This window comes from Aliihoeflea sp. PC F10.4 (assembly GCF_054612275.1).
In genome coordinates this window covers 3,876,685-3,891,188 of sequence record NZ_JBTSWH010000001.1, presented here as the reverse complement: position 1 = coordinate 3,891,188, position 14,504 = coordinate 3,876,685, and the positions used below count along the sequence as shown (strand labels likewise).

The 14,504-nt window shown below is 60.7% G+C and carries 18 protein-coding genes; 9 read left to right on the top strand and 9 right to left on the bottom strand.

The window, feature by feature from the left end; translation table 11 throughout:
* Positions 1 to 66: 66 nt before the first annotated feature.
* From rho to hemE, 3 genes are all read right to left on the bottom strand, one after another.
* Positions 67 to 1,332 carry a transcription termination factor Rho gene (gene rho / locus ACX82Z_RS19495; RefSeq protein ID WP_459590716.1) on the bottom strand — a complete coding sequence of 422 codons (1,266 nt, stop codon included), beginning with the start codon at positions 1,330 to 1,332 and terminating at the stop codon, positions 67 to 69.
* 151 nt (positions 1,333 to 1,483) lie between these two features.
* The gene (gene hemJ, locus ACX82Z_RS19490; protein ID WP_459590715.1) at positions 1,484 to 2,011 is read right to left on the bottom strand and encodes a protoporphyrinogen oxidase HemJ; all 528 of its coding nucleotides are present in this window, start codon (positions 2,009 to 2,011) and stop codon (positions 1,484 to 1,486) included.
* Entirely contained in the window at positions 2,008 to 3,039 is a 1,032-nt protein-coding gene (hemE, locus tag ACX82Z_RS19485) for a uroporphyrinogen decarboxylase (protein WP_459590713.1), read from the bottom strand. The genes hemJ and hemE overlap by 4 nt, the downstream gene beginning before the upstream one ends.
* Before the next feature lie 405 nt (positions 3,040 to 3,444).
* Here hemE and ACX82Z_RS19480 point away from each other — a divergent pair, with 405 nt between their 5' ends.
* The 5 genes from ACX82Z_RS19480 to dnaQ are packed head-to-tail and all read left to right on the top strand — an operon-like array spanning position 3,445 to position 7,017.
* Positions 3,445 to 4,278, top strand: coding sequence for a pyruvate, water dikinase regulatory protein (locus ACX82Z_RS19480; RefSeq protein ID WP_459590711.1), 834 nt, complete (start codon positions 3,445 to 3,447; stop codon positions 4,276 to 4,278).
* Positions 4,275 to 4,874, top strand: coding sequence for a Maf-like protein (locus ACX82Z_RS19475; RefSeq protein ID WP_459590710.1), 600 nt, complete (start codon positions 4,275 to 4,277; stop codon positions 4,872 to 4,874). Before ACX82Z_RS19480 ends, ACX82Z_RS19475 begins: the two co-directional genes overlap by 4 nt.
* Positions 4,867 to 5,703: a shikimate dehydrogenase gene (locus ACX82Z_RS19470; RefSeq protein ID WP_459590708.1), complete on the top strand. Its 837-nt coding sequence runs from the start codon at positions 4,867 to 4,869 to the stop codon at positions 5,701 to 5,703. Before ACX82Z_RS19475 ends, ACX82Z_RS19470 begins: the two co-directional genes overlap by 8 nt.
* Positions 5,700 to 6,299 (top strand): dephospho-CoA kinase, encoded by a 600-nt coding sequence (gene coaE, locus ACX82Z_RS19465; protein WP_459590706.1) that lies wholly within the window; start codon positions 5,700 to 5,702, stop codon positions 6,297 to 6,299. Before ACX82Z_RS19470 ends, coaE begins: the two co-directional genes overlap by 4 nt.
* Positions 6,292 to 7,017 carry a DNA polymerase III subunit epsilon gene (gene dnaQ / locus ACX82Z_RS19460; protein ID WP_459590704.1) on the top strand — a complete coding sequence of 242 codons (726 nt, stop codon included), beginning with the start codon at positions 6,292 to 6,294 and terminating at the stop codon, positions 7,015 to 7,017. Before coaE ends, dnaQ begins: the two co-directional genes overlap by 8 nt.
* 48 nt (positions 7,018 to 7,065) lie before the next feature.
* Here the strand turns inward: dnaQ and secB are convergent, their stop codons facing one another.
* Together secB and ACX82Z_RS19450 are read right to left on the bottom strand one after the other, a co-directional pair.
* Positions 7,066 to 7,599 carry a protein-export chaperone SecB gene (gene secB / locus ACX82Z_RS19455; RefSeq protein WP_459590703.1) on the bottom strand — a complete coding sequence of 178 codons (534 nt, stop codon included), beginning with the start codon at positions 7,597 to 7,599 and terminating at the stop codon, positions 7,066 to 7,068.
* 96 nt (positions 7,600 to 7,695) lie between these two features.
* Positions 7,696 to 8,196, bottom strand: coding sequence for an FxsA family protein (locus ACX82Z_RS19450; protein ID WP_459590700.1), 501 nt, complete (start codon positions 8,194 to 8,196; stop codon positions 7,696 to 7,698).
* 158 nt (positions 8,197 to 8,354) lie between these two features.
* Here ACX82Z_RS19450 and ACX82Z_RS19445 point away from each other — a divergent pair, with 158 nt between their 5' ends.
* From ACX82Z_RS19445 to ACX82Z_RS19430, 4 genes are read left to right on the top strand one after another with little or no spacing between them, the layout of a single operon-like run.
* A complete protein-coding gene (locus ACX82Z_RS19445; RefSeq protein ID WP_459590699.1) occupies positions 8,355 to 9,053 on the top strand; it encodes a Tim44/TimA family putative adaptor protein in 699 nt (232 codons plus the stop codon).
* 15 nt (positions 9,054 to 9,068) lie between these two features.
* Complete coding sequence (mltA, locus tag ACX82Z_RS19440) at positions 9,069 to 10,133, top strand: murein transglycosylase A (protein ID WP_459590698.1); 1,065 nt, start codon at positions 9,069 to 9,071, stop codon at positions 10,131 to 10,133.
* Positions 10,130 to 10,687: a Smr/MutS family protein gene (locus tag ACX82Z_RS19435; RefSeq protein WP_459590696.1), complete on the top strand. Its 558-nt coding sequence runs from the start codon at positions 10,130 to 10,132 to the stop codon at positions 10,685 to 10,687. The genes mltA and ACX82Z_RS19435 overlap by 4 nt, the downstream gene beginning before the upstream one ends.
* On the top strand, positions 10,684 to 11,064 hold the full coding sequence (locus tag ACX82Z_RS19430; protein WP_459590695.1) for a helix-turn-helix domain-containing protein: 381 nt from the start codon (positions 10,684 to 10,686) through the stop codon (positions 11,062 to 11,064). The genes ACX82Z_RS19435 and ACX82Z_RS19430 overlap by 4 nt, the downstream gene beginning before the upstream one ends.
* Here the strand turns inward: ACX82Z_RS19430 and ACX82Z_RS19425 are convergent.
* From ACX82Z_RS19425 to hslV, 4 genes are all read right to left on the bottom strand, one after another.
* Positions 11,048 to 12,046: a DUF1402 family protein gene (locus ACX82Z_RS19425; RefSeq protein WP_459590694.1), complete on the bottom strand. Its 999-nt coding sequence runs from the start codon at positions 12,044 to 12,046 to the stop codon at positions 11,048 to 11,050. The genes ACX82Z_RS19430 and ACX82Z_RS19425 overlap by 17 nt on opposite strands.
* An 85-nt stretch (positions 12,047 to 12,131) precedes the next feature.
* Positions 12,132 to 13,430 carry an ATP-dependent protease ATPase subunit HslU gene (gene hslU / locus ACX82Z_RS19420; RefSeq protein ID WP_459590692.1) on the bottom strand — a complete coding sequence of 433 codons (1,299 nt, stop codon included), beginning with the start codon at positions 13,428 to 13,430 and terminating at the stop codon, positions 12,132 to 12,134.
* Positions 13,427 to 13,942: a GNAT family N-acetyltransferase gene (locus ACX82Z_RS19415; RefSeq protein WP_459590690.1), complete on the bottom strand. Its 516-nt coding sequence runs from the start codon at positions 13,940 to 13,942 to the stop codon at positions 13,427 to 13,429. Before ACX82Z_RS19415 ends, hslU begins: the two co-directional genes overlap by 4 nt.
* A complete protein-coding gene (hslV, locus tag ACX82Z_RS19410; protein ID WP_459590688.1) occupies positions 13,932 to 14,480 on the bottom strand; it encodes an ATP-dependent protease subunit HslV in 549 nt (182 codons plus the stop codon). Before hslV ends, ACX82Z_RS19415 begins: the two co-directional genes overlap by 11 nt.
* Between the last annotated feature and the right edge of the window lie 24 nt (positions 14,481 to 14,504).

The window sequence follows — 14,504 nt, the reverse complement described above, 5'->3', positions numbered from 1 at the left end:
CCAATGCAAAACGGCGGACATTGCTTGTCCGCCGATCCACAATCTTTCAGCCGATTTCGGCCAGGCTTAAGTATTCATCGAATCGAAGAAATCCGAGTTCGTCTTGGTCTGCTTCAGCTTGTCCATGAGGAACTCGATCGCATCGGTCGTTCCCATCGGCGCGAGAATGCGGCGAAGCACAAAAATCTTCTGAAGGTCCTGGCGCGGGACGAGAAGATCCTCTTTGCGTGTACCCGACTTGAGGATATCCATAGCCGGATAAATACGCTTATCGGCCACTTTGCGGTCCAGCACGATTTCCGAATTGCCGGTGCCCTTGAACTCTTCGAAAATGACTTCGTCCATACGGCTTCCGGTATCGATCAGTGCGGTCGCAATGATCGTCAAAGACCCACCTTCCTCGATATTGCGCGCGGCGCCGAAAAAGCGCTTGGGCCGTTGTAGCGCATTGGCATCCACACCGCCGGTCAGCACCTTGCCGGAAGACGGCACGACGGTGTTGTAGGCCCTGCCAAGCCGGGTAATCGAATCGAGCAGGATGACGACGTCGCGGCCGTGCTCGACAAGGCGTTTGGCTTTTTCGATGACCATTTCGGCCACCTGGACGTGACGCGTAGCCGGTTCGTCGAAGGTGGAGGAGACAACCTCACCCTTCACCGAACGCTGCATATCGGTCACTTCCTCGGGCCGCTCATCGATAAGAAGAACAATGAGGTAGGCCTCGGGGTGGTTGGTGGTAATCGACTGCGCGATGTTCTGCATCAGCACCGTTTTACCGACGCGCGGCGGTGCGATGATGAGTGCGCGCTGGCCCTTGCCGATCGGCGCGACGAGGTCGACCACGCGGGCGGAAATGTCCTTGCTGGTCGGAACGGCCAGTTCCATCTTGATCCGCTCGGTCGGGTAGAGCGGCGTCAGATTGTCGAAGTGGATTTTGTGACGGATCTTTTCCGGATCGTCGAAATTGATCGTGTTGACCTTGAGCAGCGCGAAATACCGCTCGCCTTCCTTGGGGCTGCGGATCGGGCCTTCCACAGTATCGCCCGTCTTCAGCGAAAAACGCCTGATCTGCGACGGAGAGATGTAAATGTCGTCCGGACCGGGCAGATAGTTCGCATTGGCCGAGCGCAGAAAGCCGAAACCGTCCTGAAGCACCTCAACGACGCCCTCGCCGATGATTTCGATCTCCTGCGAGGCGAGTTTCTTCAAAATCGCGAACATCAGCTCCTGCTTGCGCATAACGCTGGCGTTCTCGACCTCGAGCGATTCGGCAAACGCGATCAGATCGGTCGGCGATTTGCTTTTCAGCTCTTGTAGTTTCATTTCCTGCATGGACGCACCGGGCTGGTGTGGGAGAATCAATGGAAAAATAGGAAGGCTGCGACGCGGGACGTGCCGTCAACGGAAAATCGTGCCGCGTTGCGTAGGAAGGACTGCCCTTTTATCGCCGGTTTGCGTCAAGCGCAAGCGACAAGCGGCATCGTCAGAAAGGCTTTACCACCACGAGGATGACAATGACAATCATCAGCACGGTCGGCGCTTCGTTCATGATACGCCAATGTCGGGAGGATTTCTCGTTCCGGTCTTCGGCAAAGAGCCGAACCGCTTTCGAGAAATAGCCGTGCAAACCAGACATGGCGATCACCAGTAGAATCTTCAAGTGCAGCCAGCCGCCCGAAAAGGAAAATCCTTTCCACGCAAGCCACAGGCCAAGCACCCAGGTGATCGTCATCGCCGGATTGATGATGACGCGCAGCAAGCGCCCTTCCATGATTTTGAAGGTTTCCGACTGCGCCGATCCGACCCCTGCCTCGGCGTGATAGACGAACAGCCGCGGCAAATAGAGCATGCCCGCCATCCAAGCGATCACGGCGATGATGTGAAAAGCCTTTGCCCAAAGATAGAACGCATCTGGAAAGATGAGGGCGGCCACCACGGCCAGTACAGCAAAGGTCGCGAGCCCGATCACCGCCCGCATGCCAGGGCTGGCATTTTTCCTGAGTTCGCTCATTTCGCGCTGTCCCGGACAAGCTGGATCATGCGCTCGACATGCGCGATCGGCGTTTGCGGCGTGATCCCGTGCCCGAGATTGAAGATGAACGGCCCATCGGTCAATTCGTCGAGTATCCGCTTCACGCCTTCCTCCAGTGCCGTTCCGCCAACAACGAGCCTGAGCGGGTCGAGATTGCCCTGCACCGGCCCCTCGGCCTGCAGGCGCTTTGCCTGGCTCCAGGGGACGGACCAGTCGAGACCGAGCGCGGTAACGCCTGTCGCCTGCCGGTAGCCGTCGTAGAGCGCGCCTGCGCCCTTCGGAAAGCCGATGATCGGCACATCGGGATAGACACGGCGCACCTTCTCGACGATGCGCCGGACGGGCCGCACGCAATGCTCCTGAAAGGAAGCTTCATCGAGAACGCCCGACCAGGAATCGAAAATCTGGACGCAATCTGCGCCGGCCTCGATCTGGCGGATCAGATAATCGGCAGAGCAGTCGGCCAGAAGGTCGAGGAGGGCACGCATCTCGGTCGGGTGCCGATAGGCGAACAACCGGGCTGGCGCCTGATCGGGCGTGCCATGCCCTGCGATCATATAGGTCGCCACGGTCCATGGTGCCCCGCAGAACCCGATCAGCGTCGTCTCGTTCGGCAACTCGGCACGAAGCCGCCTGACGGTCTCGTAGACCGGTGCCAGATGCTCGTGGATGCGGGAAGGGTCGAGCCGTTCGATGTCCTGCGCCTCGATCGGCGTCATCAACGGCCCACGCCCTTCCTCGAAGCGAAGGTCGCGGCCGAGCGCGTGCGGGATGACGAGTATGTCGGAAAACAGGATCGATGCATCGAAGCCGAAACGCCTGATCGGTTGCAAGGTCACTTCGACGGCAAAGTCTGGATTGTAGCAAAGGTCGAGAAAACTGCCGGCAGTTTTTCGCGCTTCGCGATACTCGGGCAGATACCGGCCGGCCTGACGCATCATCCAGATCGGCGGTGGCGATACCGTTTCGCCTTTCAATACCCGCAGCATCTTGCGTTCGATCGACATTCTCGGCCTTTCCGGTGAGCGCCTTAAAAAAGAAAAGAAATTTTTAACGATTATTCTGTTTCTTAGAGTCTGTTGGAATCGGGGTTTCCCGCTTCTCCACGACGCCATGCGCGTCGGCCAGTGCTTATATCGCCGCAGGGCGAATCGCGAAACCTGTTGATGAGCAACGGGGATGGCTGCGATTCCACTTGGCGATTCAAGGCCTTCGATAGCGCATGTCCAGCCGGGTTGGTTCGATCGGGTTCTGGACAAGCGGTGCTTTGACCACGATCTTTCCCACAGGCGCAAAGCCGTTCGCACAGCAGCGCGAATTGTGGACAAATCGCGATCTGATACAGTGCCCGCAAAAAGGCGCCGTCTCTCTCCCGCTTTATGCACAGGCGCCCACAGGTCGGGCAGAATCGCGTGAACAAGCCGCAAAACTTCTTCCATCTCCATCTTGTTTCTGACGCGACCGGCGAAACGCTTCTTGCGGCGGGACGTGCAGCGGCCGCGCAATACAAGAACGCGCGCGCGATCGAGCACATCTACCCGCTGATCCGTACCGAAAAGCAGCTTGAGCGCGTCTTTGCCGATATCGAGGAAGCGCCCGGTATCGTGCTTTACACCGTCGTCGACCAGGATCTGGCCGCGCGGATCGACGCGCACTGCCAGTCGCTCGGACTGCCGGCCGTTTCTGTGCTGGAGCCTGTTCTGATGGTGTTCCAGTCCTATCTTGGAACCCCAGCCGGGCGGCGCGTCGGCGCACAGCACGTTCTCGACGCTGATTATTTTCGGCGCATCGACGCGCTGAATTTCACGATGGAGCATGATGACGGGCAATTGCCGCTCGATATCGAGGAAGCCGACATCATCTTGATCGGTATCTCGCGAACGTCCAAGACGCCGACCTCGATCTATCTCGCCAATCGCGGCATCAAGACCGCCAATGTCCCGATTGTCGTGGGCGTGCCGATCCCGCCCCAGATCGTGACGGCGAAACGCCCGCTGACCGTCGGGCTGATCGCGACCGCCGAACGGATTTCGCAGGTTCGGCAGAACCGCGTCCTCGGCGGTGCAGGCTTCGACCATGGCGCGTATGTCGACCGGCTTTCGATTTCCGAGGAACTGGCCTATGCCCGGCAAATCTGCAACCGGCACGGCTGGCCGACCATTGACGTGACGCGTCGTTCGATCGAGGAAACGGCGGCAGCCATTGTTGCCTTGCGCAACAAGACATTTCGCGAGGACACGCAATGACCCAACCGATCATACTGGCATCGGGAAGCCCTTTTCGCCGCAAGATACTGGAGGATGCGGGGATTGCGTTTACGGTCGAGCGGCCGCAGATCGACGAACGGGCGGTGGAAGAGGCCGTTGCGGCATCAGGCATGACGCCGGACGATCTGGCAACGATCCTCGCCGAGGCGAAGGCGGTCGATGTCAGCCAGAATCATCCAGGCGCGCTCGTCATCGGCTCCGACCAGACGTTGTCGATGGATGGCGAATTGTTTCACAAGCCGGCCGACATGGAGGAGGCCCGCCGTCGTCTCCTGAAACTTTCCGGCAGGACGCACCAGTTGAACAGCGCCGTTGTCATCGCACGCGACGGCGAGGCGATCTGGCGGCACGTCGCGATCGCACAATTGACGATGCGCACGCTCGATCCCGGTTTTGTCGGCCGTCATCTGTCGGCGGTGGGCGACGCCGCGTTAACGTCGGTTGGAGGCTACCAGATCGAGGGCAGGGGCATCCAGCTTTTCGAAAAGATCGAGGGCGATCATTTCACCATTATCGGTCTGCCGCTTCTGCCGCTCCTTCAAAAGCTGAGGGAACTGGGCGCGATCGATGGCTGACACATCCCATGCCTTCGTGATCGGGCATCCGGTCGCACATTCGCGCTCGCCCATGATTCATCGCTACTGGCTCGAGCAGCATGGCATCGACGGAAGCTACGATGCGATTGATGTCGCGCCGGGCGATCTCGGTCCATTTATTGAACGTATTCGCGCCGGCGAGTTCGTCGGTGGCAACGTCACGATCCCGCACAAGGAAGAGGTGCGGCAGCTTGTTGCTCGCCGGGACGAAGCGGCCGAGGCGATCGGAGCGGTCAACACGCTCTGGGTAGAAAAGGGCGAACTCGTCGGCGGCAATACCGATGCCTACGGGTTCGCGGCCAGTCTCGATACGGGTGCTTCCGGCTGGCGCAATGCCCAATCCGCCCTCGTTCTTGGTGCTGGGGGTGCCGCGCGCGCCGTGGTCCATGCACTGCGTGCGGCCCGGATCGGCAAGGTCACGGTCGTAAATCGCACGCCCGCACGCGCCGGCGAACTTGCGCTGGCCTTTCCGGGCGTAAAGCCTGCCGGTTTCGACAAGGCGCAATCCCTGCTCGCGCGAACCGACCTTCTTATCAACACGACCTCGCTCGGCATGAAAGGCCAGCCGCCGCTCGACCTTGAGCTTGAAGCGCTGCCTGACGACGCCATCGTCACCGATATCGTCTATGCGCCGCTCGAAACGCCGCTTTTGAAGAAAGCCCGTGAAAGGGAACTGGCGACGGTGGACGGCCTCGGCATGCTCCTGCATCAGGCCGTGCCCGGTTTCGAGCGCTGGTTCGGCGTGCGATCCGAGGTGACGGATGCGTTGCGCGATCTGATCGTGGCTGATCTGGAGGCAAAACGATGATCGTCATCGGCCTGACGGGGTCGATCGGTATGGGCAAGTCGACGACTGCGCGGTTTTTTCGCGAGGCGGGCGTGCCGGTTCACGATTCGGACGAGGCCGTACATCGGCTATATGCCGGCAAGGCCGCACCGTTGATCGGGGCTGCCTTCCCCGGCACCGTGAACGATGGCGTGGTCGACCGGAAGCTTCTGGCGGAGCGCATCTTGGGTGATGCAGAGGCAATCAAAACGGTCGAGCGCATCGTTCATCCGCTGGTGCGCGCTGACGCGGATGCATTTTTGGAAACGCATCGCGCGGCGGGAGAGAAGCTGGTGGTGCTCGACATTCCGCTTCTGTTCGAAACCGGTGGTGAGAACCGCGTCGATAGGATCGTCGTCGTCTCCGCGCCGGCCGACATCCAGCGCCGACGCGTTCTGGACCGGCCGGGAATGACCGTGGAAAAATTCGAGGCTATCCTTGCAAGACAGACCCCGGATGCCGAAAAGAGAAACCGCGCCGACTTCATCGTCGAAAGCGGCGAGGGGCTCGACGTTGCCCGCCGGTCTGTGGATGCCATTGTGGCGCGGTTGAAGGACGAAGCGAAATCCGATGCGTGAAATCATCTTCGACACCGAAACGACCGGCCTCGATTCGTCAGAAGACCGGATCATCGAGTTCGGCGGCATCGAACTCGTCAACAGGTTTCCGACGGGAAAAACCTTCCACGTCTATATCAACCCGCAGGGTCGTAAGGTTCATCCCGACGCGCTAGCGGTGCATGGCATCACGGACGCTTCGCTCGCCGACAAACCTGTTTTCAGCGGCATAACGGATGGGCTTCTCGCTTTCCTGGAAGGCGCGGACCTGATCGCCCACAACGCCAATTTCGACATCGGCTTCCTCAATGCCGAATTCGCGCGGCTCGATATTCCGATGGTCGAGCCATCGCGCGTGGTCGATACGCTAGCGATCGCGCGGCGCAAGCATCCGATGGGGCCGAACTCGCTCGATGCTTTGTGCCGGCGCTATGGGATCGACAATTCGCATCGCACCAAGCACGGCGCGCTGCTCGATTCGGAGCTTCTGGCGGAAGTTTATATCGAACTGATCGGCGGCAAGCAGGCCGCGCTCATGCTCGATGTCCAAAATGGCAACGGAAGCGATGGCGCGAGGGGCGGAACGGTCGTCGCGATCAAGCCGCGCCCAAATCCGCTGACGCCCCGGCTGTCGGATGACGAACTGGCAGCCCATCGCAAACTCGTCGACGGACTTGGCGATGCGGCGATCTGGCGTGCGGTCGATCCATCTTACGCCGCCGCCTCGCATGGCTCATGAAAAAAGCCCGGTCTGAGCCGGGCTTTTTATTTCGTCGTGGAGTGCCGATCAGGCGGTGCCGGTAGGCTGCGCGACCTTCGCCTTGGCCTGTTCCTCGGCCATACGACGCTGGAACATCTGCGCGAAGTCGATCGGATCGATCATCAGCGGCGGGAAACCGCCCTGGCGCGTGATGTCGGCGACGATCTGGCGCGCGAACGGGAAGAGCAGGCGGGGGCACTCGATGAAGAGCAGCGGCAGCATGTGCTCCTGCGGGAAGCCATCGACCTTGAAAATGCCGCCATAGACCAGTTCGACGTTGAAAAGCACGGCCTTGTCGGCTTCAGCCTTGGCAGTGAGCGTCAGGACGACGTCGAACTCCTTTTCGCCGATCGGATTCGCGTTGACGTTGACGTTGATATTGATGCCGGGCGGCTGGGTGCGGTTGCGCAGCGATGCGGGCGCGCCCGGATTTTCGAAGGACAAATCCTTCACATATTGCGCGACGACGTTGAACGTCGCGCCCTGTGCCGTCTGCCCGGTGGGCTGACCGGCGGCTCCGCCGCCATTTTGACCATTGGTGTTTTCGGGCGACTCGGCCATTTTTCTTCCTCTCATCGCGCGCAGGGCTTTGCCGCACGGTTTCTTTATTCGGAAAATCGGGCGTTCGCTAACACGTGATGCCCTCACGTGACAAGTTTATCGCGGGGGAAGGCGCCGATCGGATGGAGGCGGGTTTGGCGGTTCCATGTCGAGATCGTGGTAATCGTCCTCGTTGAGATCCACGACGCCGTCGCGGTTGCGCCGCCGCGGGTCCCAGGACGTTCTCGTTTGAACTGTCGCGACCTGGATTCTTCCCTTCAGGAAGCGCCAGCCGAAGTCACGCACCGGCGGCAGGAACAGCAAAAGGCCGATCGCGTCACTGACGAAACCGGGAATGATGAGCAATATGCCTGCCACGAGGATCATCATTCCGTGCACGAGATCGCGACCGGGCGAGCCGCCCCGGTCGAGTTCGGCGCGGATTCGCTGCACGGTACTGAAGCCCTGAATACGCACCAGCACGATGCCGAGGATTGCGGACGCAAAGAGAAGGCCGAGCGTCGCCAGAACGCCGATTTCACTGCCGACGGCAATCAGCACGGCGATCTCGATGACCGGCATGGCGAGGATAAGAATGGGAATGAGCGGAAAACGCACGTTTGGTCCTCGAAATAACTTCTGCATCATATAGGTAAGGCACAAGGATATTTGAATGCGGCGTGTTGGCGATCTATATGCACAATAGTTGCATCGGCTTGATTTCGTGCCGGAAGGCTTCACCATAGAGAAACGACAACAGGGTCTTGGCGGACGACATGGAATTTTTCGATTTCGGAACGATCTTTTTCATCGTTGCCGCCGCGGTCATCTTTTACCAGCTCCGCAGCGTTCTCGGTCGTCGTACGGGCAATGAACGCCCGCCGCACGATCCCTATACGCGCCCTGAAAACGACCAGCAGCCCGCGCCCGAGAACGTCGTCTCGCTGCCGCGCCGAAAGAGTGCAGCAGGCGCGCCTGAGGCTGACTATTCCGCTATCGACGCGGTTGCGCCCGAAGGCACGCCGCTCAATGCCGGCCTGCGCACGATTCGCCAGGCCGATCCGACCTTCGATCCAAAGGAATTCGTCAACGGTGCGCGCATGGCCTACGAGATGATCGTGATGGCCTATGCCGACGGCGACCGGCAGACGCTCAAGAACCTCCTCTCGCGAGAGGTCTATGACGGGTTCGTGCAGGCGATTTCGGATCGCGAGACGCGCAACGAAAAGGTCCAGTCCTCCTTCGTGGGCATTGACAAGGCCGATATCGTCGCCGCCGAGCAGAAGGGCTCCGAAGCCCACATCACTTTGCGGATTATCAGCGAACTCATCTCCGCGACCCGCAACGATGCCGGCGAGGTCGTCGACGGCGATCCCGAAACGGTCGTCGAGGTCAAGGATGTGTGGACCTTCGCCCGCGACACGAGGTCGCGCGACCCCAACTGGAAGCTGGTCGCGACCGAAGCGGAAGAATAGGACGAAGGCGCTGGCATGAACGCGCCGGCAGCTCTGAACTTCATTTCATTCGACGACATCGAAGGCTGGCCCGGTGACGATCATCGCGCGGCCTTCGACGCGTTTCGTCGGTCAGCATTCCACGGGCTTGAAAAGCCGTATCGGACCGGCACATTCGGCATCTCGCATGAAGATCTGGCCCTTGCCTTTGCCGCGGCGCGTGCTGGCAGCAGCGTTGATGCGCGCGGTTTCTTCGAGCAGCATTTCATTCCCGCGCGGATAAAGGCCGAAGGTTTCGTCACCGGCTTTTACGAACCTATTGTTTCGGCTAGCCTCACGCGCACGGACACGTTCCAGTTGCCGATCCTGTCACGGCCTGATGATCTGGTCGCCGTGGATGATGACAACAGGCCGGCCGGTTGGAACGAGAATGTCGCGTTCGGCCGCCGGACGGGTGACGGGCTCCAAACCTATTTCGATCGCGGCGAGATCGAGCGTGGTGCGCTTGACGGCCGGGGGCTGGAACTCGCCTGGCTTGCCGACAGGGTCGATCTGTTTTTCATCCACGTGCAGGGCGCGGCGCGCCTCCGTTTGACGAATGGAGCCGAGCGCCGGGTCACCTATGCCGCGAAGTCCGGGCATCCCTTCACCGGGCCGGGCCGGATTCTTGCCGAGATGGGCGAGATCGCGCGCGAGAAGGTGACGATGCAGTCGATTCGCGCCTGGTTTCGGGAAAATCCCGGACGGATCGATGAAATCCTGTGGCAGAACCGCTCCTTCATCTTCTTTCGCGATGCGCCGGTCGATGATCCGGCGGCGGGGCCGATTGCGGCGGCGAAAGTCCCGCTGACGGCGGGGCGCTCGCTCGCCGTCGACCGCAAGCTGCACAGTTTCGCAACGCCCTTCTTCATCGAAGTGCCCGGCATGGATTTCGCGCGGTTGATGATCGCGCAGGATACCGGTTCGGCGATCGTCGGGCCGGCGCGTGGCGATATTTTCTGCGGGTCCGGGGATGAAGCGGGTGACGAGGCGGGCATTATCAAGCATGCCGCCAGCTTCACCATGCTCGTTCCTCGCGCGGCTGCGGAGCGTATGCGGTGAGCCGGCGTGCGAAGGGACTGACCCGTGAAGATCAGGTCCTGTGGTCGAAAGTCGCCCGCTCCGTCGAGCCGATGAAGGGAAAGTCCTTACCCGAAGCGCCGGTACAGAGCGACGAGGTCATGATGGGCGAAGAGGCTACGTCCTCGCAACTGCCGCCCGTTATGGCCGATGCCAAGCATCAGGCGGAAATTCTTCGCCGCCGCACGCCGCAACCTGCATCGATCGACCGCTCGACGAAAAAGAAGCTCGCAAAGGGGCGGCTTGCCATCGAGGCGAAGATCGATCTTCACGGCATGACGCAGAGCGAAGCCTATGGAACGCTCCTCTCGTTCCTGCACAACGCCTATGGGCAGGGAAGGCGTCACGTTCTGGTTGTCACCGGAAAAGGCGCGTCGATGGGCAGCGACGGCATCTTGCGAAGGCAGGTTCCGATATGGTTCTCGACACCTTCATTTCGCGGTCTCGTCTCGGCTCATGAGGATGCCGCGCGTCATCATGGCGGGCAAGGCGCGCTTTACGTGCGGTTGCGCCGCCGTCCCGGCCACGCGACATGACACCATTCGGCGAGAAACTGCGCGAAATGCGCCGCGAGCGCGGCCTGTCGCAAAAAGAAATGGCAGCGGAAATCGGCGTCAGCGCGGCCTATCTGTCGGCGCTCGAACATGGCCGGCGCGGCGTGCCGAACTGGGCGATGGTGCAAAAGATCATCGGTTATTTCAACGTGATCTGGGACGAGGCGGAGGAACTGGAGACGCTGGCATGGTCGTCCGATCCGCGTGTCGTGCTGGACACAGCGGGCCTGTCGCCGAAAGCCACGCTTCTGGCGAACCGGCTTGCAGAGGCGATCGGGAAAATGTCGGAAGACGATATCGCGCGATGCAACGCGCTACTCGACGAATTGAGAACGAGGGCCTTTAGAAAAGCGCCTTGAGCTCGTCGATCCGGTCGTTGACCAGCCACCCGTAATAATTTTCTTCGGGCAGGCGTGGGCTCTGGCTGCTTGCCTTGCGCTGATCGTTCTCGCGCTTTAGCCGCCGCGCGCGTTCTTCCGGGCTGCCGATATTGTAAAGCGTCGCCGTTACGCCCGGATTGGTCGAAATGTCGAAACCGGCGATCTGCCGGTAGGCATCGATAGAGGTTTTCAATGTCGCGGCGACATAGGCGAGCGTCAGGTCCGGGTCCATGATCGTGCGATAGACCGCCTGCGGATTGGAAGCCTCTAGTCTGGGCAGGCGCGACACCTTGTGCACGAGATCGCTCATCTGCAGGGCCGTCAGCGGATTGAGCTGACCGATCCCGAAGGTCTGCCCGGCATAAAGCGGCTGGAAAAAGACCGCGCCGAAACGATTGTCGGGAAAGGATGCGCCATCGACGGACTTGCCACGGAACTTTGCGTTCCAAACTCGCTCGCGGCAGGCCCAAAGATCGTAGCTGTCGCCTGCAAACTTGTCGCATTCGGCAAATTGCGGCCGGGTGACGAAGTCTGACACCAATTCGCCGCCATGCCCAAACTGGAAGCTCGTGCCCAGATAAGAGACGGCTTTGACGTAATAGGTCTGAAGCCGGTCATACGCGTCGACATTGTAGGTGTGTTCGCCGACGATGGCTCCCGCCATGTGGACGGGGTCGATGCCATACTGGGCCGAAATCTGACGGATTTTGGAGCGCAGCCCTTCATCCTGACGGAAAAGCCTCATGACGCGCTGATATTTGGCGTCGTAGGTCGTCGCCATCGCGCGGGTGCGGCTGGCCGATCCGCCCGGGACTGCCGGTTGCTCGGCATTGCGATTGCCGGCTGGAACCTTGACCTGCGCGAATGCGTCGCCCGCAAAGGTGACGAGCGAAAGCGACAGCCAAAGTCCGATCAAAGCTTTCATTGCGAATCCGGAGAGGTCGGGAAGTGGCGCGACCATAGTGATCGACCCGACGCCCGTCGAGATGCAAGAAAGCCCGGAACGGTGCCGGGCTTTCAAATGATTGCGAGGTGTTGCAGATCACCTACAGGATGAAGCGCGACAGGTCCGTGTTGCGCGACAGGTCGCCGACATTCTTCTCGACATAATCCGCGTCGATCGTGACCGTATCGCCCGATTTGTCCGGCGCATTGTAGGAAATGTCGTCGAGCACCCGCTCCATCACGGTCTGAAGACGCCGCGCGCCGATATTTTCGACCGTCGCGTTGAGGTCGACGGCGATGCCGGCCAATGCGTCGATCGCGTCGTCGGTAAAGTCGAGCGTCACGCCTTCCGTCTCCATCAGGGCGATATACTGCTTGATGAGGCTGGCCTCCGTTTCGGTCAGGATACGACGGAAATCTTCTTTTTCCAGCGCGCGCAGCTCGACACGGATCGGCAGGCGACCCTGCAGTTCAGGCAGGAGATCGGACGGCTTGGCGACGTGGAACGCACCGGACGCGATGAACAGGATGTGGTCCGTCTTCACCGGCCCGTATTTGGTCGCGACGGTCGTGCCTTCCACCAGCGGCAGGAGATCGCGCTGAACACCTTCGCGCGAGGGGCCCGCGCGCGAATCCGAACCGGCCACCTTGTCGATCTCGTCGAGGAAAACGATGCCGTCATTTTGCGTCACGTCGAGCGCGCGGGCGATCACTTCGTCATTGTCGAGAAGCTTGTCGGATTCATCGTTGATGAGCTGCGCGTAGGATTCCTTGACCGTCGTCTTGCGCGTTTTGGTGCGCTGGCCGCCCATCGCCTTTTGCAGCATGTCGTTGATGTTCAGCATCTGCGCGCCCGGCATACCGGGAATCTCGAAGCCGCCAGCGGGCTGTCCGGTATCGGCCACCTCGATCTCGATTTCCTTGTCGTCGAGTTCGTTGTCGCGCAGCTTCTTGCGGAAGGAATCACGCGTCGCGGGGCTTGCAGTCTTGCCGACCAATGCCTCGAGAACGCGTTCCTCGGCATTGATGTGGGCGCGTGCCTTGACGTCCTCGCGCATCTTTTCGCGCGTCAGGCCGATGGCCGTTTCGACCAGATCGCGGATGATCTGTTCGACGTCGCGACCGACATAGCCGACCTCGGTGAATTTCGTCGCCTCGACCTTAATGAACGGCGCTCCGGCAAGTTTGGCGAGACGGCGCGAAATTTCAGTCTTGCCGACGCCGGTCGGTCCGATCATCAGGATGTTCTTCGGCATCACCTCCTCGCGCAGTGAACTGTCGAGCTGCTGGCGTCGCCAGCGGTTGCGCAGCGCGATAGCCACGGCGCGCTTGGCGTCCTTTTGGCCGATGATGTAGCGGTCGAGTTCGGAAACGATCTCGCGGGGGGAAAACGTGCTCATGATTTTTCCATGTCTTCGGGAGCGTCCAAGGCCATCAGATAGGCCGGACCATATTGTGAACTTCGCGTGTCGATGTGCCGGAAGCCGGCTTTCTCGTAGGCGCGTATCGCCCTTGCGTTGCCTGGGTCGGGATCGATGACGAGACGCGGCGCGCCTTCCTCGAAAAGCTCGGCGGCGAACTGCGCGATGATCGCGCTGCCATGGCCTTTGCCGACGAGGTCGGCTTCGCCGATCGAAATGTCGAGACCGAGCGTGCCCGTCGGCTGATCCGCATAAGGATGATCGTCTTCCAGATGCGGGTCGTAGGATTGGAGATAGGCGATCGGCTTCCCGTCCAGTTCGACGATCAGCGGCTCGACGGAAATCTCGTCCATCGCGGCTTCGATTTCGGCGACGCCCTTGTCGGGATCGCCCCACCATTGCCGCACATGCGGCTGACGCAGCCACTGCCCGATCATCGGCAGATCGTCCGGCTCGACGTTACGCAAGCTGTAGCGCCGGCTATTCGGCATCCAGAACTTCCATGACGATATTGTCGTTGGTGTAGACGCAGATCTCGCCGGCGATCTTCATGGCGCGCTTGGCGATTTCCTCGGCATCCATGTCGGTGTCGATCAGCGCGCGCGCGGCGGCGAGCGCATAATTGCCGCCCGAGCCGATCGCCATGACGCCCTGTTCAGGCTCCAGCACGTCGCCGTTTCCAGTCAAGGCGAGCGTAACGGATTTGTCGGCGACGAGCATCATGGCTTCCAGCCGTCGCAGATAGCGGTCGGTGCGCCAGTCCTTGGCGAGTTCGACGCAGGCGCGCGTCAACTGGTCGGGATATTGTTCGAGCTTGGCTTCGAGCCGTTCGAGCAGCGTGAAAGCGTCGGCAGTCGCACCCGCGAAGCCCGAAATCACATTGCCCTTGCCGATGCGCCGCACCTTGCGTGCGTTGCCCTTCATGATCGTCTGGCCGAGCGAGACCTGCCCGTCGCCCGCGATCACCACCTTATTACCCTTGCGCACGGTGACGATCGTCGTGGCGTGCATGGATTGTTCGTTGGACATATCTTCTCCGATACTGTCTGCGGC